15 protein-coding genes are annotated in these 23,131 nt (G+C 64.3%); 8 read left to right on the forward strand and 7 right to left on the reverse strand.

Annotation, left to right across the window (positions count from 1 at the left end; all coding sequences use genetic code 11):
* Positions 1 to 110: 110 nt before the first annotated feature.
* The gene (locus tag BI49514_RS05455) at positions 111 to 1,643 is read right to left on the reverse strand and encodes a DEAD/DEAH box helicase (protein ID WP_101544944.1); all 1,533 of its coding nucleotides are present in this window, start codon (positions 1,641 to 1,643) and stop codon (positions 111 to 113) included.
* A gap of 60 nt (positions 1,644 to 1,703) precedes the next feature.
* On the opposite strand from BI49514_RS05455, the gene BI49514_RS05460 reads away from it, so the two are divergent.
* Complete coding sequence (locus BI49514_RS05460; RefSeq protein WP_101544946.1) at positions 1,704 to 2,336, forward strand: ferritin-like fold-containing protein; 633 nt, start codon at positions 1,704 to 1,706, stop codon at positions 2,334 to 2,336.
* A 178-nt stretch (positions 2,337 to 2,514) separates the two neighbouring features.
* Here the strand turns inward: BI49514_RS05460 and BI49514_RS05465 are convergent, their stop codons facing one another.
* Positions 2,515 to 2,736, reverse strand: coding sequence for a DUF3107 domain-containing protein (locus tag BI49514_RS05465; protein WP_101544948.1), 222 nt, complete (start codon positions 2,734 to 2,736; stop codon positions 2,515 to 2,517).
* Between the two features lie 120 nt (positions 2,737 to 2,856).
* Positions 2,857 to 3,450: a TetR/AcrR family transcriptional regulator gene (locus BI49514_RS05470; RefSeq protein ID WP_244195077.1), complete on the reverse strand. Its 594-nt coding sequence runs from the start codon at positions 3,448 to 3,450 to the stop codon at positions 2,857 to 2,859.
* Positions 3,451 to 3,565: 115 nt separating this feature from the next.
* Between BI49514_RS05470 and BI49514_RS05475 the strand changes: the two genes are divergently transcribed.
* Both BI49514_RS05475 and BI49514_RS05480 read left to right on the forward strand, forming a co-directional pair.
* On the forward strand, positions 3,566 to 6,886 hold the full coding sequence (locus BI49514_RS05475; RefSeq protein WP_101544952.1) for a PD-(D/E)XK nuclease family protein: 3,321 nt from the start codon (positions 3,566 to 3,568) through the stop codon (positions 6,884 to 6,886).
* Positions 6,886 to 10,065, forward strand: coding sequence for an ATP-dependent helicase (locus BI49514_RS05480; protein WP_101544954.1), 3,180 nt, complete (start codon positions 6,886 to 6,888; stop codon positions 10,063 to 10,065). Before BI49514_RS05475 ends, BI49514_RS05480 begins: the two co-directional genes overlap by 1 nt.
* Before the next feature lie 2 nt (positions 10,066 to 10,067).
* Here BI49514_RS05480 and BI49514_RS05485 read toward each other — a convergent pair whose 3' ends face one another.
* Positions 10,068 to 11,273: a protein kinase family protein gene (locus BI49514_RS05485; RefSeq protein WP_244195078.1), complete on the reverse strand. Its 1,206-nt coding sequence runs from the start codon at positions 11,271 to 11,273 to the stop codon at positions 10,068 to 10,070.
* A 158-nt stretch (positions 11,274 to 11,431) separates the two neighbouring features.
* On the opposite strand from BI49514_RS05485, the gene nudC reads away from it, so the two are divergent.
* On the forward strand, positions 11,432 to 12,409 hold the full coding sequence (nudC, locus tag BI49514_RS05490) for an NAD(+) diphosphatase (protein WP_101544956.1): 978 nt from the start codon (positions 11,432 to 11,434) through the stop codon (positions 12,407 to 12,409).
* Positions 12,406 to 14,445: an ATP-dependent DNA helicase UvrD2 gene (locus tag BI49514_RS05495; protein ID WP_101544958.1), complete on the forward strand. Its 2,040-nt coding sequence runs from the start codon at positions 12,406 to 12,408 to the stop codon at positions 14,443 to 14,445. Before nudC ends, BI49514_RS05495 begins: the two co-directional genes overlap by 4 nt.
* Here the strand turns inward: BI49514_RS05495 and BI49514_RS05500 are convergent.
* A complete protein-coding gene (locus tag BI49514_RS05500; RefSeq protein ID WP_101544960.1) occupies positions 14,422 to 15,324 on the reverse strand; it encodes a hypothetical protein in 903 nt (300 codons plus the stop codon). The genes BI49514_RS05495 and BI49514_RS05500 overlap by 24 nt on opposite strands.
* Before the next feature lie 569 nt (positions 15,325 to 15,893).
* On the opposite strand from BI49514_RS05500, the gene BI49514_RS05505 reads away from it, so the two are divergent.
* The gene (locus tag BI49514_RS05505) at positions 15,894 to 16,445 is read left to right on the forward strand and encodes a M48 metallopeptidase family protein (protein WP_101544962.1); all 552 of its coding nucleotides are present in this window, start codon (positions 15,894 to 15,896) and stop codon (positions 16,443 to 16,445) included.
* Here the strand turns inward: BI49514_RS05505 and BI49514_RS05510 are convergent.
* Positions 16,429 to 16,983 carry an NUDIX hydrolase gene (locus BI49514_RS05510; RefSeq protein WP_101544964.1) on the reverse strand — a complete coding sequence of 185 codons (555 nt, stop codon included), beginning with the start codon at positions 16,981 to 16,983 and terminating at the stop codon, positions 16,429 to 16,431. The two genes, BI49514_RS05505 and BI49514_RS05510, sit on opposite strands and share 17 nt — an antisense overlap.
* On the reverse strand, positions 16,984 to 18,420 hold the full coding sequence (locus BI49514_RS05515; protein ID WP_101544966.1) for a zinc-dependent metalloprotease: 1,437 nt from the start codon (positions 18,418 to 18,420) through the stop codon (positions 16,984 to 16,986).
* Between the two features lie 171 nt (positions 18,421 to 18,591).
* Between BI49514_RS05515 and BI49514_RS05520 the strand changes: the two genes are divergently transcribed.
* Together BI49514_RS05520 and BI49514_RS05525 are read left to right on the forward strand one after the other, a co-directional pair.
* Entirely contained in the window at positions 18,592 to 19,731 is a 1,140-nt protein-coding gene (locus BI49514_RS05520; RefSeq protein ID WP_101544967.1) for a YlbL family protein, read from the forward strand.
* A complete protein-coding gene (locus BI49514_RS05525; RefSeq protein ID WP_101544969.1) occupies positions 19,731 to 22,751 on the forward strand; it encodes a UPF0182 family membrane protein in 3,021 nt (1,006 codons plus the stop codon). Before BI49514_RS05520 ends, BI49514_RS05525 begins: the two co-directional genes overlap by 1 nt.
* Positions 22,752 to 23,131 lie beyond the last annotated feature (380 nt).

Below are 23,131 nucleotides of genomic sequence, written 5' to 3' on the forward strand. Positions count from 1 at the left end.
GAACGGGATCGGGGGTCGAATTGAACACAGGATGAACGAAGGGCCCCGACCGGGTGGTCGGGGCCCTTCGTGCAGGCAGTGCGGGGGAATCGCTCGCGCCCGCGGAGGGATCAGCCCTCGCTGGAGTCGGTGGCCGGGTGGCCGCCCTGACCCGTCTGGCCGCCCTGTGCGCGGTTGACCGGCTTGCCGCCGCGGGTGCGGCGACGGCTGCGCTGGCGGCGTGGTTTGCGGTCGTCGCTACCGGAGTCGGAGGAGGATTCACGACGGTCGGATGAGTCGCCTCGGCGAGAGTCGGAACGGCCACGGCCCGAACCGCGACGATCGGACCCACGGCCCTTGCGCTCACCGGTGGACTTCTCGTCCTCGCCTTCGGGGTGCTGACGCGGCAGCCGGCCCTTGGTGCCCTTCGGGATGCCGAGGTCGGAGAAGAAGTGCGGGGACGTCGAATAGGTTTCGACTGGTTCGTCGAAATCGAGTCCGAGGGCCTTGTTGATGAGACGCCAGCGGGGCATGTCATCCCAGTCGACCAGGGTCATGGCGACACCGGAGTTGCCGGCTCGACCGGTACGTCCGATGCGATGGACGTAGGTCTTCTCGTCCTCAGGGCACTGGTAGTTCACGACATGGGTGACATCGTCGATGTCGATTCCGCGGGCCGCAACATCCGTGGCCACGAGCACGTCGACCTTTCCGTCGCGGAAGGACTTCAGAGCCTTCTCGCGCTGTGACTGACCGAGATCGCCGTGGAGAGCCTTGACCGCGAAACCGCGATCCTCGAGTTCGGCGGCGAGTTTGTCGGCGGTGCGCTTGGTACGGGTGAAGATGATCGTGCGACCACGGCCCTCGGCCTGGAGCATACGCGCGACGAGCTCGGATTTGTCCATCGAATGGGCGCGGTAGACGAACTGCGTCGTGTTCTTGCCCGTCAGCGACAGGTCCTCATGGTCCTGGGCGCGGATGTGGGTGGGCTGGTTCATGTAGCGGCGGGCGAGGGTGATGACCGCCCCCGGCATCGTCGCGGAGAACAGCATCGTCTGCCGGTGGGCGGGCACCGCGTTGATGATCTTCTCGACGTCGGGCAGGAAGCCGAGGTCGAGCATCTCGTCGGCTTCGTCGAGGACGACGGTGCGGACGCGGTGGAGCTTGAGGATCTTGCGACCGTAGAGATCGAGGAGGCGGCCGGGGGTGCCGACGACGACGTCCACGCCGGACTTCAGCCGGTTGATCTGCGGATCGAAGTCCATGCCGCCGTAGATGGTCATGATGTCGATGTCACGCTGCACCGAGGCGGTGACGAGATCGGCCGCGACCTGCTTGGCCAGCTCACGGGTGGGAACGACCACGAGGGCCTGCGGCAGCCGCGGCTCCTTGGCATCGCCCACGCCGTCGGGAGTCGAATCGGGGTCGGAGGTGACCGACGAGTCCTCGGTCTTGCCGACGACACGCTGGAGCAGGGGGATTCCGAATCCCAGGGTCTTTCCGGTACCCGTCTTCGCCTGCCCGATGATGTCGGCGCCCGACAGTGCCACGGGCAGTGTCAGCGCCTGAATGGGGAAGGGGTGGGTGATTCCTGCCGAGGCCAGCGAGGCCACGATCGGTCCGGCGACTCCCAGCTCCGCGAAATCCGCTTCTGTCTCCGCCATATTCCAAACTCCTTTTAGCGCGTACGCGCTTGTCATGGTGCGAACCGGTAGTCTTGAACTATGCCCGATTCTGTCCCATTGGCCGGTAATGATGCTGCAACGCTCGCACTTCTGGCGTTCGGCGAGCTGACCGGTTTCGAACGTATGGCCACAAACGCGACGACCGCAGCGGATCTGGATGACAAGGTCACCCTGGCGCGGCTGGCCTCTCAGTCATTCGCGAACTTCGAACAGCTCTCACAGCACATCGATCAGATGGGCCAGGATGTGATCGAGCTCTGTCAGCATTTCGAACCGACCTTCAGCACTCTGGCTGAAAGGACTCGTCCTCGCGACTGGTACGAAAGCCTCATGAAGGGATTCGTCTTCGACGGAATCATGAATGATTTCTACCGCACGGCGGTGGACGAACTCGCGGAGCCCGGATACAGCCTGGCTATTGCAATTCTCGATGATACACGTGCCAGCGAATATGCGCGCAATCGTCTGACAATCGAAGTGGCCGTCGACACACAGCTGGCCTCGCGGCTGGCCCTGTGGGGCCGCAAGCTCGTCGCCGAGACCCTGGGGCGAGCTCGCAGTCTGCTCACCGATCCGTTCCTCGGCCTCGACGAAGATCTCGTCGTCGAACTGATCCCGGCGGTGACTTCGAATCACTCGAAGCGGATGTCGGCGCTCGGTCTCGTCGCCTGATCACACGATAGACGCCTGCTGCGGCGGCTGAGCACGATTCCGCGTCGGCAGCACGATCCTGCGACGGCCTCGCGATCCGGCGACGGACTCACGATCCCGCGAGGGACGCAGGATTCCGCCGCGAACGCGGAAGGACCCCGGTCACGACGACCGGAGCCCATCTGTTCAAGCGTGCTGCTCAGGCGCTGAATCCCACGCGACGTGAAGTCTCGGCACCGATTTCGAGGTAGCCGAGCGAGGCGGAGGGAACGTAGACCAGACGGCCCTTCGTATCGGTGAAGGTCAGCAGCCCATCGGACTGGATCTTCTCTTCGATGCGGGCGGCGAGAGCCTTCGCATCCTCGTCCGTTTCGAGGGTGATCTCGCGCTGAGTCTGCTTGACGCCGATCTTGATTTCCATGGTGCTCCTTGTGCCGATGCTCGGTGATCGATGACGGATTGGACTGTGTTCAGCTTAACGTCCGCAGGCTTGGGTTTCTTCCCCATGGATTCCGCTGAAGGCTGAGCGGCCGGTGGAACGTCAACGATCCGCGAACGACCGCAGTCCGCCCCAACTCATCTGGGTGAGCAGTTCGACGGCTGTGTCGACGTCGACACCGCGATGAGAGTCGATCTGCTTGACGACGACCTCGGCGGTGCCGATGAGAGCCCGGCACAGCAGCTGTGCCTCATCGTCGCTGAGGCGGGCGAAGTTCTTCAACGCCGACACGACCCGCGTCGCCGAACTCTCCCGCAGCGCGCGCAGCTTCTGTTCGGCCTTCGGCTCGTAGACGTCCGAATTGAAGATGATGACGAACTCTTCGCGGTGTGAGACCACGAAGTCGAAATACGCGCGATAGGTCGCGTGGACCTGCTCATGCGGATCGGTGGTCGATCCCAGAGCTTCGGCGAGCCGAGAGTCGAGCAGCGCCGCCGAGGAATCGATGAGCGCCAGGTAGAGTTCCTGCTTCGAATCGAAGTGCTGATAGAGCACGGGCTTGGACACACCGGCTGCCTCGGCGATCATGTCCATCGAGGTCGTCCGATATCCACGGGTGGCGAAAACGGAGCGTGCGACTCCCACTAATTGGTCGCGGCGCTGGTCACGGGGCAATCTCTGTTGTGGACTCGACATTCTTCAATGCTACGCGAAGACAGGCTGTGCACCGGGCATCCGCGCTGTCACTTTGACGACGCGCCGGTCAGTGGCTGGGAAGTCTCATGTCAGCGGGCCGTGATGGAATACGAGTATGGATGAGATGACGCAGCGGATGGGCAGCACCCTGCTCTCCGGCGGCTGCCTGAATATCATCGGGCGGCCGGGAACCGGGAAGACGACTCTGCTCGAGTCGCTCTATGCACAGCTGGTGTCGACGATCGACCCCGCCTCGGTCCTCGTTCTCACACCCGACCGTGATCACGCCGATGTGCTGCGCAATCGTCTCGAGCTGCCCGCTGACGCGGTTCTCTCCTCCGCCCCTGCCCGCAGTCTGGCGTCGTTCGCGTACGGGATCGCCCGGGCCGCACATACGACGCGGACCGGGGAGGACCTCGAATTCATCTCCGGTGCCGATCAGGATGTGTTCCTCGCCGATCTCCTCGCCGGTCACGAACTCGGTCGTTCCCGCGGCCCGGCGTGGCCGTCGGAGATCACCGCCGAGGTGCGCTCGACCTCGGCATTCCGAACCGAGGTCCGCGATGCGCTCAACCGAGTGATGGAGTTCGATTTCGGAATGCGCACGCCCGACACGTCGCCGGAGATCGCGGAGCACGTGTTCGACTTCGGTCGCAGCGCCCTGGATCGTGCCCTTGCCGACAACCCCGACCCTCGGTGGCAGGCCGTGGCTGAGATACTCGACGAATATCTGGGCATCATGTCCATGCCCGGATACGGGGGCGTCGACTCCGCGACGGTTCTCGCCCTCGCCGCTTTCGAGATCCTCCGCGAACCCGCCGAGGTGACGGCCGGACGTTCGTGGACGTTCGCCCCCGACCGATTGCCCACAGTGGTTCTGGCCGACGGGGTCCAGGACTTCCCTGCCGCCAGTTGGGGAATCCTCGAACAGCTGCGCGCCAGGGGGAGTGCCGTCGCTCTGTTCGGCTCGCCCGAGACGGTGACCGGACGTTTCCACGGAGCCGACGCGTCGATCATCGATCGGGCGACGGCCGAGGTCGGCTTCGAAACGGTCGTGCTCGATCGTCAGTGGGATGTCGACCCTGCATTGGCGACGACCATCGACGGCTTCGGAGCCAGGATCACCACGCGCTGGTCGACCGGTCATATGCCGCGCCCACGTCCCCTCGAGGATGCTGTTGATTCTGCGGCTTCCGCTGAGGCGTCAGCGAGCGTGCCGCAATCAGCTCCGACAGCGGAACCTGTTGAAGGGCTGTCTCCCGTGTCGTCCGAGCCTGCCGTGGAGACGCACGTATTCGAGGGCAGTGCGTCCGGACACCGATATCTGGCCCGTCGGATCACGAACTTCGTCGAACAGGGGCACAGCTGGTCCGATGTCGCACTCATCTGCCGCAATTCGTCGAGTGCTCGTGCGATCGCCAATGAGCTGAGAGCCTCAGGGGTCTCGATCGCCACTCTCATGCAGCCGCTCAATGTCGACCCCGCGACCGCACCGTTGTTGGACCTGCTTTCGACCGCCCCTGATTTCGACGATGACGAGTCGATCGCCGACCTCGCTCTGTCCCTGGCCGGCAGCATCTACGTCCGCCTCGACCCCGTGCAGATCCGCCGTTTCCGACGAGCAGTGCGCAGACAGTTCCCTGCATCCAGCAGCACGGCGTCGCTGGCTCAGGCACTGCGCAGCCCGATCGACGATTCGTCCCCACAGGGACTGGCCACGATCTCACGGATGCTCCACGCCGCTGCTGAGGTCGGCACCACCGACCCCCACCAAGCGCTCTGGAGCATCTGGAACGCGGCCGGAGTCGCTGAGAAATGGCAGATCGAAGCCCTGCGCGACCCGGAATCGGTGACCAACGGCTATCTCGATTCGGTGCTCCGGCTGTTCGCGCTGGCCGAGAAGATCGCCGACCGCGGCGGTTTCACCGCTCGCTCGTTCGCCGGCATCGTCGCCGAACAGGACATCGCCCAGGACTCCCTGGCCGATACCGCAGGATTCGCCGATTACGTGCTGGTGGGCACCCCGTCCTCACTGGCCCATGTGCGTGTGCCTCTGGTGATCATCGCCGAAGTCAACGAAGGCGTCTGGCCGAACCCGAAGCTGCGCGGCGGAATCCTCGGCCTCACCGATCTCACTGCGGTGCTCGCCACGGGCGAGACAGTCACCGGTGACCCCGGCTACCACGCGCATGCGAAACGGACGAATCTGCGCGAAGAGGGCGAGCTGTTCTTCACCGCGCTCAGCCGAGCCCAAGAGCACGTGATCGTCACCGCCGTCACCGATGCGGAGACAGAACCGTCCCCGTTCTTCGATGTGCTCGCCGCAGGCTCCGCCAAAGGCACCGAAGCGGCCGACGGCTATGCGATCACCCACGAGGATGAGCTGCCTCCGCTGACGGTGCCGGAGATGGCAGCACATGCCCGCGCTCATCTGCTGCAAACGGCGGCCGCGGCCGATGTCGAAGCTACGGGGTCATCGTCGGCACTCGTGGACGCCACCACGACTGAAAGCTCCGAAAGCTCTGCGATTCCGGACGCGGACACGCAGTCATGGGCGGCGCTGATGCGGGCGCTCTCAGCTGGCGGCGGGGCGGTGGGGTCACCGACGCAGTGGCGCGAGGCTGAGGACATCACCACGAATGAGCCGCTCTTCACCGACTCCGATACGGTTCGCGTCTCACCCTCCCAGGTCGAAGCATTCACCGACTGCTCTCTGCGGTGGTTCCTCACCCGCAACGGCGGTGACCGCCCGATGTCGACAGCCCAAAGTCTCGGAACCATCATCCACGCCGCCGCCGAGAACTATCCGGAGGGCCCCACCTCCGCGATCCGCAGCTTCGTGGAAACTGAGTTCGCGTCCTTGCAGTTCGACGCAGAATGGGAACGCGAACGGGAATTCGACGTGGCGATGAGCATGGCCGACCGCCTCGGCGACTACATCAAGAAGACTCCGGACCGCCTCGTCGGAGTCGAAGCACAGGTCTATGCGGTCGGTGTCGACTCGAACGGACGCGAGTGGAAGGTCACCGGACGCCTCGACCGAGTCGAGGAGGTCAAGGGCGGACTGCGCATCGTCGACTTCAAGACCGGCAGGAACGTCGTCGCCGGCAAGGAGATGGACCGGCATGCGCAGCTGGGTGTGTATCAGGAAGCCATCAATTCCGGGACCATCAGGATCGGAGAGGACCAGGAGCTCGACGCACACGCTTTCGGCGCTGAACTCGTCTTCCTGCGCAAGTCGGCTCGCACTGTTCGGGAGCAGTCGGCGCTCGACGTCGATGAGAATCCCGACTGGGCGCGTGAACTCATCGACGACGTGTCCGGCAGGATGCGTGCCGCGAGCTTCCCTGCACGGGTGGACCCGCAGAAGTGCAAGTCGTGCCCCGTCCGATCATCGTGCCCGGCGATCGGCCCGAAGATGTTGGAGGAGAACTGATGCGCTTCACCGCCGAGCGGCTTGCCGAGCTCACGGCCGCCGACCCTGCCCAGGCCTTCCCCCCGAGCCCGGAGCAGAAAGTGATCATCGAGGCCGACCCGGCACAGTCGATGAAAGTCACCGCCGGGGCCGGATCGGGAAAGACCACAGTCATCTCGCAGCGCGTGGTGTGGCTGGTCGCCAATGAGTTCGTCTCTGCCGAAGAGATCCTCGGCCTGACCTTCACCCGCAAAGCCGTCGGAGAACTCGGCGGACGCATCCGAGTGCTTCTATCGCGTCTGCGGCACAACCTCGGCCGGGGTCAGGACCTTTCCCTGCCCGGTCTCGACAATCCGACCGTGTCCACATACAACTCCTATGCGGCATCCCTCGTCAGCGAACACGGGGTGAGCATCGGCATCGAACCCGAAACTGTCCTCCTCGATGACGCCGCGGCACACACCATCGCCGGGAATCTCATCGATTCGACGCCACCCGACGAGATCCCCGGCGATTTCTCCCGCGAGACGATGATCGCCGACGTCATCGCCCTGGCCGGGCAGATGAATGATCACGGTCGTGATGTCGACGATGTCACGGACTATCTCGAGCAGTGCCTGGCTGCCCTGGTGTCCAGCAAGGGCAAACCCGTCGATCCCAACGGACGACGGGCGAAACTCGAAGCGAAGATCCGAACGGCCCGACTTGCTGATGCCTATATTCGCGCGAAACGGCGCAATCTGGCCATGGACTTCTCCGACCAGGTGCGTTTCGCCCAACGCATCCTCGATGAGGTGCCCGCCGCGGCCGAGGCCGAGAGAGCCAGGTGGAAGATCGTCCTCCTCGACGAGTTCCAAGACACCTCGGTGGCTCAGCTGAAGCTCTTGCGCGACCTCTTCCGCTCCACCGCAGTGACGGCAGTCGGTGATCCCCGCCAGGCCATCTACGGTTGGCGCGGCGCCAGCGCCGACAACATGGTGCGTTTCTCATCGGACTTCCGCGACGTCGAATCCCTGTCGCTGAGCACCAGCTGGCGCAACGATCGCTCGATCCTGCAGGTGGCCAACCGCATCGCCGCCGGACTCGCTGACAGCAGCGAGTCCCCGCTGTCGGCCCGCGACGGTGCCGGTGAGGGCGAAGTCAGTGTCGAAATCAGCTCGGGTGCCCATGATCCCGATTTCCTCACCGTCGGCCTGCGCGCACTCACGGATTGGTTCCACACGGTCCCCGCAGGTTCCTCGAAAGCCGTGCTGTGCCGCAAACGTGCCCACTTCGCGCCGGTCGCGGCGGCGCTGGAAGCCGCCGGATTCGCTGTGCATGTGCACGGTTCCTCCGGGCTGCTGACCGACCCCTTCGTCGCAGATCTGCGCGCGGTGCTCACCGCTGCTGTCGATCCGATGGCCGGCGACGAGATCATGAGACTCGTCAGCGGACGGATGCTCGGCCTCGGTGCAGGCGACATCGCGGGGCTGCAGGCCTTCACCCGTCGTCAGGCCGAGAGGCGAGCGTCCGAGCGAGCCGAACCGGCCGCCGAGGAGGTCATCGCCGAAGCCATCGACCAGGCGACGATCGTCGAAGGCATCGATGAGCTCATCGAAGTGGGGCGCGTCCTCGACCAAGGAGCGCGGACAGCTGCCGACAGGGGACTCATCGCCGACTATCAGCAGTCCGGCCTGAGCTCGGAGGCACTGCATCGTCTGGTCAGGTTGGCTCGCGCGCTGCGGGCCACCCGCTCGGGAACCGGCACCGTGGCTTCGATCATCCGCACCGCGATGTCCGAGACCGGAATCGATTCGGATATCTGGGGTCTCAGCGATTCGCTGCGCAATCTGCACAGAGCCTCCGTCGACGCATTCCTCTCCGCGGCCAGCCAGTACTCGGCCACCGATGACAAACCCTCGATCACAGGCTTCCTGTCCTGGCTCAGTCTCATGGAAGCTCATGATGCGCTGAGCGTCGCCGAGCCGACGACGGCAGCCGATGCGATCAACATCATGACCGTCCATGCCTCGAAGGGTCTGGAGTTCGACGCCGTCGCCGTTCCGTCTCTGGTGGTCAAGGACTTTCCCACCGAGCCGCGGGACAAGGAAGGGTGGATGGATCGCTCGGCTCTGCCGTACCCGTTGCGCGGTGACCGCGCACACCTCGTCGACTTCGACCTGCGGGAGGCCGAATTCGAGACGAAGAAGGCCCTGGATGAGTGGATCGGAGACTTCATCCGTCCACGGATCGCCGACGCGCACGAGGGGGAGGAGCGACGCCTCGCCTACGTGGCGTTCACCCGTGCGAAGAGGCATCTGTGGCTCGGGGCGGAACTGATGGGTTCGCGTGCGGTTCCCGACGACCCCTCGCCCTTCCTCGCCGAAGCGATCGACGCCTTGGGCCTCGAAGTGGAGATTCCGGAGCCTGCCGACGACACGGCGGAGGACCGCATCGAGACCACTCCATGGCCGGTGCCGCGCACGAAGCAGGTCGCCGCCGCACAGCGAGCAGCCGGTTGGGTCGAAGCGAGCCCGGACGTCAGCTTGGAGACCTTGGCAGAGAATCCGGGAACGATCGGGCGCTTCGCCGCTCAGGCTCTGCGCATCGGGGACCGGCCCGAAGCGGTGTCCGCTGCGGGCATGCCCGACCGTCTGTCGGCAACGGCCCTGGTCGCATGGAGGAGGGACCCGCAGGGTTTCCGTACGCAGACCCTGCGTCCGATCCCGGCTCCGCCCAGCCGGGCGGCCGAGATCGGAACGAGCTTCCATTCCTGGGTGGAACAGCACTTCGGCCAGTCGAGCATCGATATCGGCGAAGACGAATCGGTGAGACCGATCGACGCCGCGACGGTCGAACGGCTGCAGGCGACGTTCTCAGCCTCCGAGTTCGCGACGCGTCGGGCCGACCATGTGGAGATGTCCTTCGAACTCGTCCTCGGCAGATTCCGGGTGCCGGGGAAGATCGATGCGGTCTTCATCACCGGGGACCATGCCGAGGTTGTGGATTGGAAGACCTCGAAGAAACCCGATGCGGCAGTGCTCGAAGTGATGAAATGGCAGCTGGCGCTCTACCGGTTCGCGATTCTCAGGGTGCATCCGGAGATCGCCGAGGTGACGGGGACGTTCTACTTCGTCGGCAGTGATGACATCGTGCAGTTCACCGATCTGCCTGATGAGGCCGAAGTCGTCGAATGGCTGAAAGCCAACGACATGGGCTGAGATCAGCGGATCCGGCCGGTCTCTTCCCCGTCATCAGTTTCGTCGGTGTCCCGAGTCGGCTCGGTCCGCACCTGCGATCCCGGCTCGGAGTCGAACTCCGAATCGTCATCCGAGGGCGCCGACGGAGGCTGAGCTCCGGGAATGAACACATCGGGGGCTGCGGTCTCCGTGATCGCGGCTTCCACGTCGGGAGCATGAGCCGCTGCCGGAGCAGAGGAACTCGGGGCCACTCCGCGAGTGTCTCCACCGTCTGCAGGTTCGGTCGCGGACTCAGAAGTCGGTTCCTCAGCAGAGGCGGATGCATCGGCGGAGGAACCGAACAGGACCTCGTTGAACGAGCTGAGGAGCCCGGCGGCATCCTCGACGGCGGTCTCATCCCCGGAGTCGACCGCCTCGAGCAGCCAGTCGAGCACCGCGAATTCGGCCAACAGCTCGGCGCGGGCAATGACATGCTCATCGGCGCGGGGCCGGGAGTTGCGGTACTCGTCGTAGAAAGTCGGCAGGGCGGCAGGATCGATCAGCGCGGAGGCCGCCGCCAGATCGATGGCCGGATCTGCGACGCGCAGACGACCGATCTCGGCGAGTGCGAGCACTCGCTCCTGATCGGTATAGACGCTCGTCTCATCGAGAGAGCCGTGGATGGGCGTGGCGAGGAAATGCCAGAGCGCCACCTTCTCGAATTCCTCCTCCCAATGCTGCAGCAGAGACGACGGAACTCGTCCGGTGCTCGCCGCCTGATCGAGGCGCTCAAGGATGAGGAACTGTGATCGAGAGGGATCCTCCACCGGGAAACCGGCATCGGCGACGGGCTCGGGCGCAGCCGAATGCAGAGTTGCAAGAGCCTGTGCCAACGAGCTGGCCCGCGCGGTGTCGGAGATGGGCACATCTCCCAGCGGCGCACCCGGCAGCGGATCGGCCAGTGTCACAGTCGTCGGGGACGACGTGTTGAAATAGTCCGCGTCCACCTCGGTGATGGCCCGCAGACGCGGCCATACGAAGTCAGCGTGTGGATACATGGACTCGTAGATTCGTCCCGCCTCGGCTGCTGAGCCGATGTCTGCGGTCCTATCGAGCTGGGTCTGAGCCGTTGCGACGAGCTGCTGATCGTCATCGCCGAGCAGGACTCTGACTCCGGCATCCAGCGGCGGCAGGGGTGTCCATGTCGTCGGGACGAAGCCGTCGAGCATCGTCGCCGCGATCGCAGTCAACTTGAGCGCCTTGGTATCCACCTTCCCCAATCTACCGTCTGGGTTCGGCTGAGACACGGGACTCGCTGTCGAGCGTGTCTGCCGAGGGGACTTTCGGGTTCTGCCAGGCATTCACGGCCACGGTCGTGGTGTCAGGACGCTGAGATATCGTGGAGTTCATGAAGCCATTGCCTCCTGTGCAGCCGATCAGCCTCGCCCGACACGGAATCGATCGTGACCATCTGACTCGGGGCCGAGACGGGGATCTCAGCGAGATCTGGGTCTCCGGAGCCCGGGCCGTCTTCGAACACCGCGGGACTCTGCTCGTCGGCGGCGGCGGCCTCTTCCTGACGGACCGCGAATCGGTGCCGGAGGGGCAGACAGAGGTCTACCTCGGCTGTGACCCGCAGGGCGCCCGCTATATCGGAGTGTCCTTGGACGACGAGGGGCGCAGTCACCTCGACGCCCGACTGGATGCATCGCGTGCACGGGACGCCACTGACTGGCTGACCGCACCGGGGGAGGGCATCGACAGCTCCGAACCAGTCTGGCTGCCCCTGCGTCACCTCGCCGAATCCCTCGACGATGTGCAGGTGTCCCTGGCCTGCGAGATCGTCGGTCTCGGCAACTGGCATCGCGCGCACCGGTTCTCCCCGCGCACGGGCACCCCGACCGCCCCGGTCATGGGCGGATGGGTCCGACGTGACCCGGAGACCGGCAGCGAACACTTCCCTCGCACCGATCCTGCCGTCATCGTCGTCATCGTCAACACCGATCGGGACGGTGTCGAACGTGTCCTGTTGGGCAACAACGCCGCCTGGGAATCCGACCGTTACTCACTCCTGGCCGGATTCGTCGAACCGGGTGAGACCCTCGAGCACGCCGTGATCCGCGAGATCTGGGAAGAAGCTCATCTCGAAGTCACCGACCCGCGGTATCTGGGCTCCCAACCGTGGCCGTTTCCCTGTTCGCTCATGCTCGGCTTCTCGGCCGTCGCTCCCACCCGAGACTTCGCCGCCGACGAGGCGGAGATCGCCTCGCTGCGCTGGTTCACCCGGGCGGAGCTGCGCGCTGCCATTGCGAACGGCGAGGTGCGCGCTCCATCGACGATCTCAATCGCCGGTCAGCTCCTGTACAGCTGGTTGGACAACGCATGAACGCTTCGGCCACGGCCCTGCTCGAGGCCTTGGACGAGGAACAGCGCGCCGTCGCCACCCATTTCGACTCACCGGTGATCGTCCTCGCCGGTGCCGGCACCGGTAAGACCCGCGCCATGACGCACCGGATCGCCTTTGGAATTGCGTCGGATGTGTTCCCTGCCAACCATGTCCTCGCGCTGACATTCACCGCCAAGGCGGCGGGGGAGATGCGCTCACGCCTGCGCGGACTCGGAGTCCCCGCGGTCCAAGCCCGCACGTTCCACTCCGCAGCGCTGCGTCAGCTGCGATTCTTCTGGGACCGGTTCGCCGAAGGAGACTTTCCGCGGATCATCGAGAACAAGGCGGGCATCATCGGCTCGGTCATGCAGAGCCTCGGGTTGGAGACCAGTCGGGAACTGACCAGAGACGTCGCGTCGGAGATCGAGTTCGCGGCGTCGTCCCTGCTCGGCGTCGACGACTATGCGACGAAGGCAGCGGCCCGGGACCTCCCCGGTCAGCTGAGCGTCGACGATATGGTGCGGATCTTCGAAGCCTACGGGGAGGCGAAGACACGGGGACGGCTGCTCGATTTCGATGATGTGCTCCTCGTGCTCTCGGGTGTTCTGGCCGAGTATCCGGCGATCGCAGCCGAGATCCGCGAACAGTACAGGCACTTCGTCGTCGACGAATTCCAAGACGTCTCGCCGCTCCAATACGATGTTCTCTCCCGGTGGCTGGGCCCCCGTGACAATCTCTGCGTCGTCGGCGATCCCGCTCAGACCATCTATACCTTCGCGGGAGCCGATGCGAGCCTGCTCGGTTCGCTCAGCACGTCGATGCCCGAGGCCAGAACGATCCGCCTGGTGCGCAACTACCGGTCGTCCCAGGCCATCGTGTCCACCGCGAACAATCTGCTGCGACACACCTCTCGGACCGCGCTGACCTTGCGGACCGACAACCCGATTGGCCGCCAGCCGCGCATGGTGGAGTATCCGACCGACGAGGCCGAGGCCACCGGGGTCGTCCAGGCTATCTCGGCAGAGATCCAGGCCGGACGTCGTCCGCGCAACATCGCAGTTCTCTTCCGCACGAACGGACAGAGCCCCTCCTACGAACAGGCATTGGCCGCAGCCGGGATTCCCTATGTGCTGCGCGGCGGAGAGCGCTTCTTCGCGCGGAAAGAGGTCAAGGAGGCCGTTCTCATGCTCAAGGCCGCACGCGCGACCTCGAGCGGACAGCGTCTGACCGAAGCCGTGACAGAGGTTCTCGCCTCTCTCGGATTCACCCGAGAGCCGCCGGCCGCCGGGGCCGGCAGACAGCGTTGGGAATCGCTCAAAGCCCTCGTCGACCTCGCCGAGGAGCATCAGCACGGTCAGGAACTCCCTGTGCCGATGGAGGTCTTCCTCAGCGACCTATCGGATCGTGCCGAGCACCAGTTCGCCCCGGACATCGAAGGCGTCACTCTGGCGTCGTTCCACGCAGCGAAAGGCCTGGAATGGGACAGCGTGCACCTGGTGGGTCTCAGCGAAGGTCTGCTGCCCATCAGCTATGCCCAGACGCCTCGAGCCATCGCTGAGGAACGCCGCCTGTTCTACGTGGCGCTGACGCGTGCAGGCACGGACCTGCGGATGAGCTGGTCGCTGGCCCGGTTCGACTCCAAACAGAAACCGAGAAGGTCGTCACGCTTCCTCGCTGAACTCGGTCAGTCCGGACCGACGATGGGAGATGGCCGCACAGCGTCGAACTCTGCGGCGCTCAACCGCTGCCGCGGCTGCGGGAGGGCATTGGTCTCGCACATCGACCGTGCAGTCGGACGATGTGCGGACTGTCCTGCCGACATCGATCTCGAACTGCTGGACCGTCTGCGCCGCTGGCGGGTGCGCATCGGAATGGAGCAGGGACTGCCGCCGTATCTCGTGCTCACGGACACCTCGCTCTCAGTCATCGCGGAGGTCCGTCCCCGCACCCTCGACGAACTTGCGCGGGTCCCCGGAATCGGTGCGACGAAGCTCGAACTCTACGGAACTCACCTACTGGGTCTGCTCGGCGACTGACCCGAAATCCGGGATCGGCGTGCGACACTGGCAGCGATCGTGGAAGGTCATTCCGCTATCCGTGACCTCGCCGGCATCCAAGGTGACCACGCGTCGGATCGGTGGTGTTTCGGTACGCAGCAGCGCCTGACGAAGCATCTGAACAACATGCGCCGAACCGAGGAAGCGTGCGGCGGGATCGCTCAGGCTCTCACGCTCCGGCAGGGCACGCAGACGCGGATGCTGATCGAGCCAACCGGCATCGCTGTCCTTCCGATGCAGGCAGGAACACACAGAGCACGGTGTCGAACCGGGCCGGATGAGTCCCGTGATCTCCACAGACTGCTCACCGAGGACGACCTGACAGTGGTCGACTTCGCGATCACTGAGCCACATGGCGGAATTGAGATCCGGAACCAGGTGAGAACTCGTGACCACTACCGGTGAAGCCATGAGATCGAGCTCCTCGACACGGCGAGCCGCGGCGACGGCGAATCCGAGAGCCGCCAGTTGCCCTTCGACATGGGAGCGCAAAGGACCCGTGACCAGCACAGGCCGGGACCCGAGGACCTGGGAGACCCGATCCGGCGACCGATTGAATATGCGCGCCGCGGCGAAAACCGGGGACCCCTTCGGCACGGCGCCGCCGTCCGCGTCGGCCGGAATGAGGACACCCGCCTCGCCGAGGAGGGTGATGAGGGAGCTCGCCCTGCTGAGGTCGACCCCGAGTTCCTGAGCGCGTGAATAGAACTGAGCCGAGCCGATCCCGAGACGGAGATCTTCGATGAGACTGGCGTCACCGAGCAGCAGCCCATCGATGAGCACAGGGTCATCCGCGCCGAACTGGATGCACGAGGGCGAACGCCATGTGATGGGAACACTCGGAAAGATTCTGAACATCTCGGCCCCTTCGCCTCGCCATCGTGGAGACTTCCACAGTAGTGAACGAGAGACAGAATGGCCACGGCAGGAGAGAAGCTGTGGACAACCCTGTGGAAAAACGGCTGAGGACAGACCGGAAACTCGTCCCGGCATGCCCTCAGCCGCATAGTGCCCCAGGCGCTCGCGAGGACTCGTGCGGCTTCCCCTTCCGCACGCATCCTCGGGTTTTCCGGGGTCAAGCATAGAACTTATTCCGCAAAAGCCTCCGCGTCAATGCACCGTCATGCACAGACACGTCAACAGCCTGTGGATAACCTGTGGGAATCGCCGTGGAGTCTGTGGAGGAAAGGTGCCTTGAGTGACGGTGTGGCTGTTGATAAACATGCTCCCGGGTCGGATCAGCTCCCGTTCCGCGGGGACTGCGATCACCGAGGCGGCTGTGGACGGGGGATCTGCCCTCAAAATTTCGGCAGACTCAGCAAACTCACAAACTCTGAAGGCTGTCCGTCTTCAGAGCCGCTTCAGGGACGCCGCCACGCTTCCATTGACACTGTCACCGCGTCAGTGCGGTTTCCTATGATGGTTCGGTGAGCAGAGCACAGCGGTGGAATGAAGAAGAGGTGCTGCGGGCGATCGCCCGGGGCGAGATAGAAGTGCGTCGATCGGCGCGGCGGAAGAAGACGGTCGCCGTGTCGAAGGAAGTCGAGACCTACGTGCTGCGCACTCCCGTTCGGTACAGCGTGGAGCGCAACATCCGTTCGCTGACGGATCTGTTCAATCGCCTCTCCGCGCGTGATCATTCGTCGGATGCCGACCTCGCCGAGCTGGCTGAGGAGATGAGCAGTCGCTTCTTCGGCGGCAGGCTGCGACCGACGTCGATCCGTTGGGTGACGAACCAGAATGTCAGCAGATGGGCGTCAACCACGACGTCGACGGGTGACATCCGCGTTTCTCATCGCCTGCGGGCCGTGCCGCGCTGGGTGCTGGAGACGGTCGTCGTCCATGAACTCGTCCATCTCCAGATCGGTCCGCACTCGAAGGAATTCCATGCATTGGCCGATCGCCATCCGCGGCAGTCCGACGCAAAACTCTACCTCGAAGGATTCAGCGACGGGGAGCGATTCAGGCGCGGGAGCTGAGCGCTGACACAGCGGAGCGAAATAGGCCCGGCAGCCGGTCCGGCAGGTCGGGCATGAGGTCATCGGGCAGTCGGTCCAGAGGAAACCATGCGACGTCGAAGGACTCGTCCGAAACATTCGGCGAATCGTCAGTCGAAGCCTGGGCTGCGAACACGACGTCGAAGTGTCGGGTGCAGGTCCCGAATGCGGCCGAGAGGTCATGCACATGCAAGTCGATGGGATCTGCAGTGACTCGCGTGAGCGGGCGCAGACCGCTTTCCTCTTCGGCCTCTCTGCGAGCGGCATCATGGAGCGAGGCGTCGGCAGATTCGAGGTGTCCGCCGAACTGACCCCACAGGCCGGCCTTCCGGTGGTGGTTGAGGAGAACGGCCTCGGTGACCGGATCGATGACCAGACAGCTGGCTGTGAGGTGGTGCTCACCCCCGGAGCGGTGCAGGGAATCGACGCCCTGCCGGTTGAAGAGCTCCGCGAAGGATTCGGAGAATGAGTTCCGCGGTCCGCGCTCGACTTCCTGCCGGGCGGTTTCGAGATCGATCATTCAGCGATCGTCGCGATCGTCCGAGCTGTCGTCGTCGGGGCTGCTGTCGTCGGTCGGCGCAGTGTCGTTGCGATCCGTTTCCTCGGATTCTGATTTCGCTTCGCTGCCGCCGGCTCCCTCGAGGCCCTCGGCGAGGATGCGTGACAGGGCCTCATCGATGCTCGATTCATTGGTCCATTCGGCCTGACGTCGCTCGGAATAGCCCAGCGGGTCGTCCAGGTCCTGCGTGGTCGGCAGCAGATCCGGATGGGAGAACACGCGATCGCGGGCTTCGGCGCCGCCCTGCGTCTCGAGGTACGCGAAGAGCGCGGCAGCATCTCGGAGACGGCGGGGGTTGAACTCGAGGCCCACGAGGGTTGAGAAGGTCTTCTCCGCCGGTCCCGCGGTTGCCCGCCGACGGCGAAGTGCTTCGCGGATCTGATCGCGACCGGGCAGATGCTTGCACGCCTCATAGACGACAACGTCGACCCACCCGGCGATGACGGCGAGGAGGTTCTCCAATGACGTCAGCGCCTTCTTCTGATCGTCGGTCGTCGGCGGGTTGAACAGTCCCTGGCGGATATTGTCGCTGAGGTCGGAGATGTTCGACGGATCGATGTTCGATGCCATGTCCTCGATCTGCGAGGTGTCGACCTTCAGCCCCTGCGCATAACGAGTCAGGGCAGTCTCGACCTGGGCGCTCAGCCACGGGGCGCGCTCGAACAGAGCGAGGTGGGCGAGCTCCTGAGCCGCGAGGTAGATGCGGACCTCGGAGACTTCGACGTCGATCTCGGAAGCGAACGTCTCGACGTTCTTCTCGATGACCACGGCAGTGTCATGGGGGAGCAGCGGGAGTCCCACCTCGGTGCCGGTGAGGACGCTTTCGGACAGCGCGCCGACGGCCTGTCCGATCTGCATGGCGAACATCGAATCGCTCATCGATCCGAACATCGATGATGCCCCTGCGAGAATGCCCTTCATCTCGGCCGGGACCTGGGACTCGAGCGTGTCCGTCAGGGCCGAGGACATGTTCTCCTTGATGGGGAGCACGAACTTCTGCCAGCCGGGCATCGTCTCCTTGACCCAGTCGGCTCGGCGCAGCGGACGGGCGGAGCGGTTGGCGACCGAGAGTTCGGTGGCCTCGGCGAGCCAGAGCTCCGCCAGACGGAACGCATCGGTCGTCGCCCGCTCGGCGTCCTCGGACACAGAGGGGTCGGGAGTCGGAACCGCCTTCTGAGCGATCGACACTGCCTGGGCCTGCGAATCGGCACCCTGTCCGAAGAGCCCCTGCATCTGATTCATAATCGTGGACATCATCGCCGGATCGATCGAGAAGCCCTGCGGCATGCCCGAACTGGTCTTGTCGTCTCCCTGACCGGATCCGGGACCATTCGCACCGAAGAGCATTCCGAAGATCTGCTCGAACGGATTCTGCTCGTTGTTGTTGTCATCGGTCATTGTTCTACAGCCCCCAAGAATCGGTTTGACATCAACGTTAACGGTTCCGAATGTGCGAAGCTTCCCAATTCCGGGAGGTTTCGCAGGATGTTCGCACCGGGCGAAAGGAGTCTGTGAAACGGACGCTGAGGTTTCAACTAGACTGGTGGGGCGGTGCAGCGAAAGGATTACATGACAGAGAATGCCCCTCGGGCCGTGCCGGCGTCATCGGCACCGACACGCGGCACCAAACGACGTCGGACTCCACGTCTGGCCACGACCTCGGGCGTTCTCACCTACGTCTTCATCGCGCTGGCCGTGCTTCTGCCGGTTCCGTACATGCTTCAGCTGCCGGGACCGGTTTTCAACACCCTCGGCGACTACCAGGGCGACCCCATGATCAGCGTCTCCGGAGCCAAGACCTATCCGACTGCAGGCCGCATCGACATGCTCACCGTCGCCGTCAGCGGCGGACCCGGTCGCGACATCTTTGCCTCTCAGGCACTCGGCGCCCTCATCAACGGCGAACAGACCGTCGTCCCCACGGAGGCGTACTACCCGCTGGACACCACTCGCGAGGACGTGACCGAATCGAATGCGGTCGAGATGTCCTCGAGCCAGGATGTCGCCATCGCCGCCGCCATGGGCCAGATGGACAAGTCGTACTCCGTGCATCTGTCGGTCGATGACGTCGTCGCCGACGCTCCGGCTCAGGGCAAGCTGCGCAAGGGAGACCGACTCATGTCGGTCAACGGCAAGAAGCTCGATTCCGATCCCCAGGCCGCGCAGATCATGAGCAGGACAGTCCAGGGGACGGACTCCGTCGAGCTCGGCATCGAACGCAACGGGAAATCGAAGACGATCTCCCTGACTCCCGCGAAGGTCGACGACCGCAAGGCAATCGGCATCACGATGAAGCAGGACTTCGAGTTCCCCGTCGACGTGAAGTTCAACGTCGACGGCGTCGGCGGTCCCTCAGCCGGGACGATGTTCGCTCTGGCCATCATCGATGAACTCACTCCCGGTGCGATGACAGGCGGCAAGCATGTGGCGGGCACGGGAGAGATCACCCCTGACGGAACGGTCGGCCCGATCGGCGGTGCTCGCCAGAAAGTGGCCGCCGCCACCGAGAAGGGAGCGACGCTGTTCCTCTCGCCCGCCGACAACTGTGCGGAGGTCATGGCCGCCGCAGACCAATCCAAGATCACGGTGGCGCGCATCGACACGCTCGATGACGCGCAGACCACCGTGGAGCAATACGCCGCCGGCAACACTTCGGACCTGCCGAAATGTCCCGCCGATGGTGCCGACAACAATGAGAAAGGGCAGTAGTGAGCACCTCGTCCTCACCCACCTCCGCACGCATGCCGGCGAATCGGCCAAGACGTTCGCCGCTGCTGCTCACCCTCGTGTCTGTGGCGATCCTGCTGATCGCCTTCATCGCCTTCACCCAGGTCTACACCGAGGTACTGTGGTTCCGCCAGATCGACGCAGCGAACGTCTTCCGGACCATGTGGCTCACCCGCGGACTGACATTCCTCGGCGGATTCATTCTCATAGCCGTTCCGGTCTGGCTGAGTCTCCATCTGGCCTACCGCCATCGTCCGGTCTACGCGCCGACGACTCCGCGACAGGAGAACCTCGACCGTTATCGTGAGGCCATCGAGCCTCTGCGTCGGGTCGCGACGATCGCGATTCCCGCGGTCATGGGTGTCCTCGCCGGCATCACCGCCTCGGCGAACTGGAGCACGATCCTCGAATGGATCAACTCGACGTCGTTCGGCTCCAAGGACCCTCAGTTCGGTCTCGACAAGTCGTTCTTCGTCTTCGTCCTTCCTGGCCTGCGCCTCATCGGCAACCAGCTGGGCATGGCTCTGCTTCTGGCGCTCATCGCCGCCCTCGTCGCCCATTATCTCTTCGGCGGAATCCGTCCGGGCGAGCAGAAGGGCGTCATCCTGACGAAGGCCGCTCAGTGGCAGCTGGGCATCACCGTGGCGGTTCTCGTCATCGTTCAGGCTGGTCGGCTGTGGCTCTCCCGCTACGATCGGATGACCGCTGCCGGCGGGATCGTCCCCGGCGTCACCTACGTCGATGATCATGCCGCCCTGCCGGCCATGGCGATCGTTGCCATCGCCGCCGTCCTGGTCGCACTGCTGTTCGTCTATACCGCGTGGAAAGGCAACTGGCGGATCTCGATCATCGCCACGCTCACCCTCATCGTGCTCGGCGGCGTTTCGATCATCGCGTACCCGGCCCTGCTCCAGCAGTTCCAGGTCAATCCGTCGCAGCAGAGCAAGGAATCCGATTACATCCAGCACAACATCGACGCCACGCGCGATGCGTTCGACTTCGATGACATCGAGGTGACTCCGTATTCGCCGAGCACCACTGGCAAGAAGGGCGACCTGCGCAAGGACGCAGAGACCGCGGCGTCGATCCGTCTGCTGGATCCGAACCTCGTTTCGGATACCTTCCGGCAGCTGCAGCAGGTGCGACCGTATTACTCGTTCCCGCAGAAGCTCGACGTCGATCGCTACAAAATCGACGGGGACATGCGCGACACCGTCATCTCGGTGCGCGAACTCGCCCCGAGTTCGGTGAACAACCAGAGCTGGTTCAACCGGGCGATCGTCTACACCCACGGATTCGGTGTGGTCGCAGCCAACGGCAACCAGCGCAACCCGGACGGCGAGCCGCTGTTCATGGAGTCGGATATTCCCCCGAAGGGCGAGTTCCCCGACTACGAGCCGCGTGTGTACTTCGGAGAGTCATCTCCGGACTACTCGATCGTCGGCGCCCCGAAGGATGCGACTCCGCGTGAGCTCGACTACCCCTCCGATGAGAAGAGCGGCTCAGGCCAGGTCAACAGCACCTTCTCCGGTGACGGCGGACCGTCGGTGGGCAATGTGTTCAACCGCCTCGCCTACGCCCTGAAGTTCCAGGACGAGCAGATCCTTCTCTCGGACGCGCTGAACGACGAGTCCCAGATCCTCTACGATCGTCACCCGCGTGAGCGTGTCGAGAAGCTCGCACCCTTCCTCAAGGTCGACGGCGATCCGTACCCGGCCGTCGTGGACGGGAAGATCAAGTGGATCCTCGATGGCTACACCACTGCCGAGGACTACCCGTATTCGACACCGCAGCCGCTCCAGCAGGCCACCGAGGACTCGACCACGGCGTCGGCTCCGAATTCGGTGGCGACTCTGCCGGACGATGAGGTCAACTACATCAGGAACTCGGTGAAGATCACCGTCGATGCCTATGACGGTTCCGTCGACATGTACCAGTGGGACAAGGACGATCCGGTTCTGAAGACCTGGATGAAGGTGTTCCCCGGACTCATCAAGTCGTCGTCGGAGATGTCCGGTGACCTGATGAGCCACGTCCGGTACCCGGAAGACATGTTCAAGGTCCAGCGCGACCTGCTCACGAAGTACCATGTCACCTCCGCCAGTGAGTTCTACTCCGGTCAGGACTTCTGGACCCTGCCGACCGATCCGACGACGAAGGCGAGCAGCGGACTGACGCAGCCGCCGTTCTACATGACCCTGCAGATGCCGGGCCAACAGGCCCCGTCGTTCTCGCTGACGAGCTCGTATATCCCGGCTCGATCGTCCGAGGGGCAGTCGAGAAACAACCTCACCGGCTTCCTCTCTGCCGATGCCGATGCCGGCAACAAGAAGGGCGAGACAGCCGGGGGCTACGGCAAGCTGCGGCTGCTGCAGCTTCCGCGCAACACCACTGTGCCCGGACCTGGTCAGGCTCAGAACAACTTCAATACCGCACCCGATGTGCAGCGCAGTCTGAACCTGCTGCGTCAGGGTGAGTCCGAAGTCGAGAACGGCAACCTGCTGACTCTGCCGATCGGCGGCGGTCTGCTGTACGTCCAGCCGGTCTATGTCCGGTCCGCCGGTGAGACCTCCTATCCGCTGCTGCAGCACGTGCTCGTGGCCTTCGGTGAGGACATCGGGTTCGCCCCGACCCTCGACGAGGCGCTCGACCAGGTGTTCGGCGGAGACTCCGGCGCCTCGGCCGGCGATGCCGGAACCGAGGACAGCGGAGATGGCGAGTCGGGATCGACCTCCGGCGGAGAGGACGCGGATTCGAAGTCCGGCTCGCCGGACAAGGCTCTCAACGACGCTCTGCAGGAGGCGAAGAAGGCCATGGAGGACTCCGATGCCGCGCTGAAGGACGGCGATTTCGCGGAGTACGGAAAGGCTCAGGATCGTCTGAAGAAGGCACTTGAGGATGCCGTCGCCGCTGACCCGTCGCTGGCTGAGGATGCGGCGGGCAAGGAATCCTCCGCTCCCGCCTCGGAGCCGGCTGACGAAGGCGGCGACTCGGGCAACTGAGTCTGAGGCGAACCGGTACGGCGCTGTGAGGCAGTGCTGACCGAGTTCGGACTTGCCGCGAAGAACGCCCCTGGGACATCCCGGGGGCGTTCGTCGTTCTCACTGGAGTAATTGAAACTCGGCATTCGCGCCCTTTGCTCCCGAACGCAAGGTACAGACATCGTTCGCGGCGCGGTCCACCTGAGGCTCAGCTTCTGCCGGGAGAAATGCAAGGCGCTCCGCCAATCCGGCTAATTGCTACCTGACGGCGGCGCAGCAACCTCGCGCTGTGAGTATTGACAGTGGCTGGTCTGGGACTGGCTGGCAGAGTAGGTGTTGGCCTCTCCGTCCAGTGATCGTGACTCCACCTCGCGCTGACCCACACCGTGGTGTCTTGCCCT

This window comes from Brevibacterium iodinum ATCC 49514 (assembly GCF_900169265.1).
Lineage (GTDB): Bacteria > Actinomycetota > Actinomycetes > Actinomycetales > Brevibacteriaceae > Brevibacterium > Brevibacterium iodinum.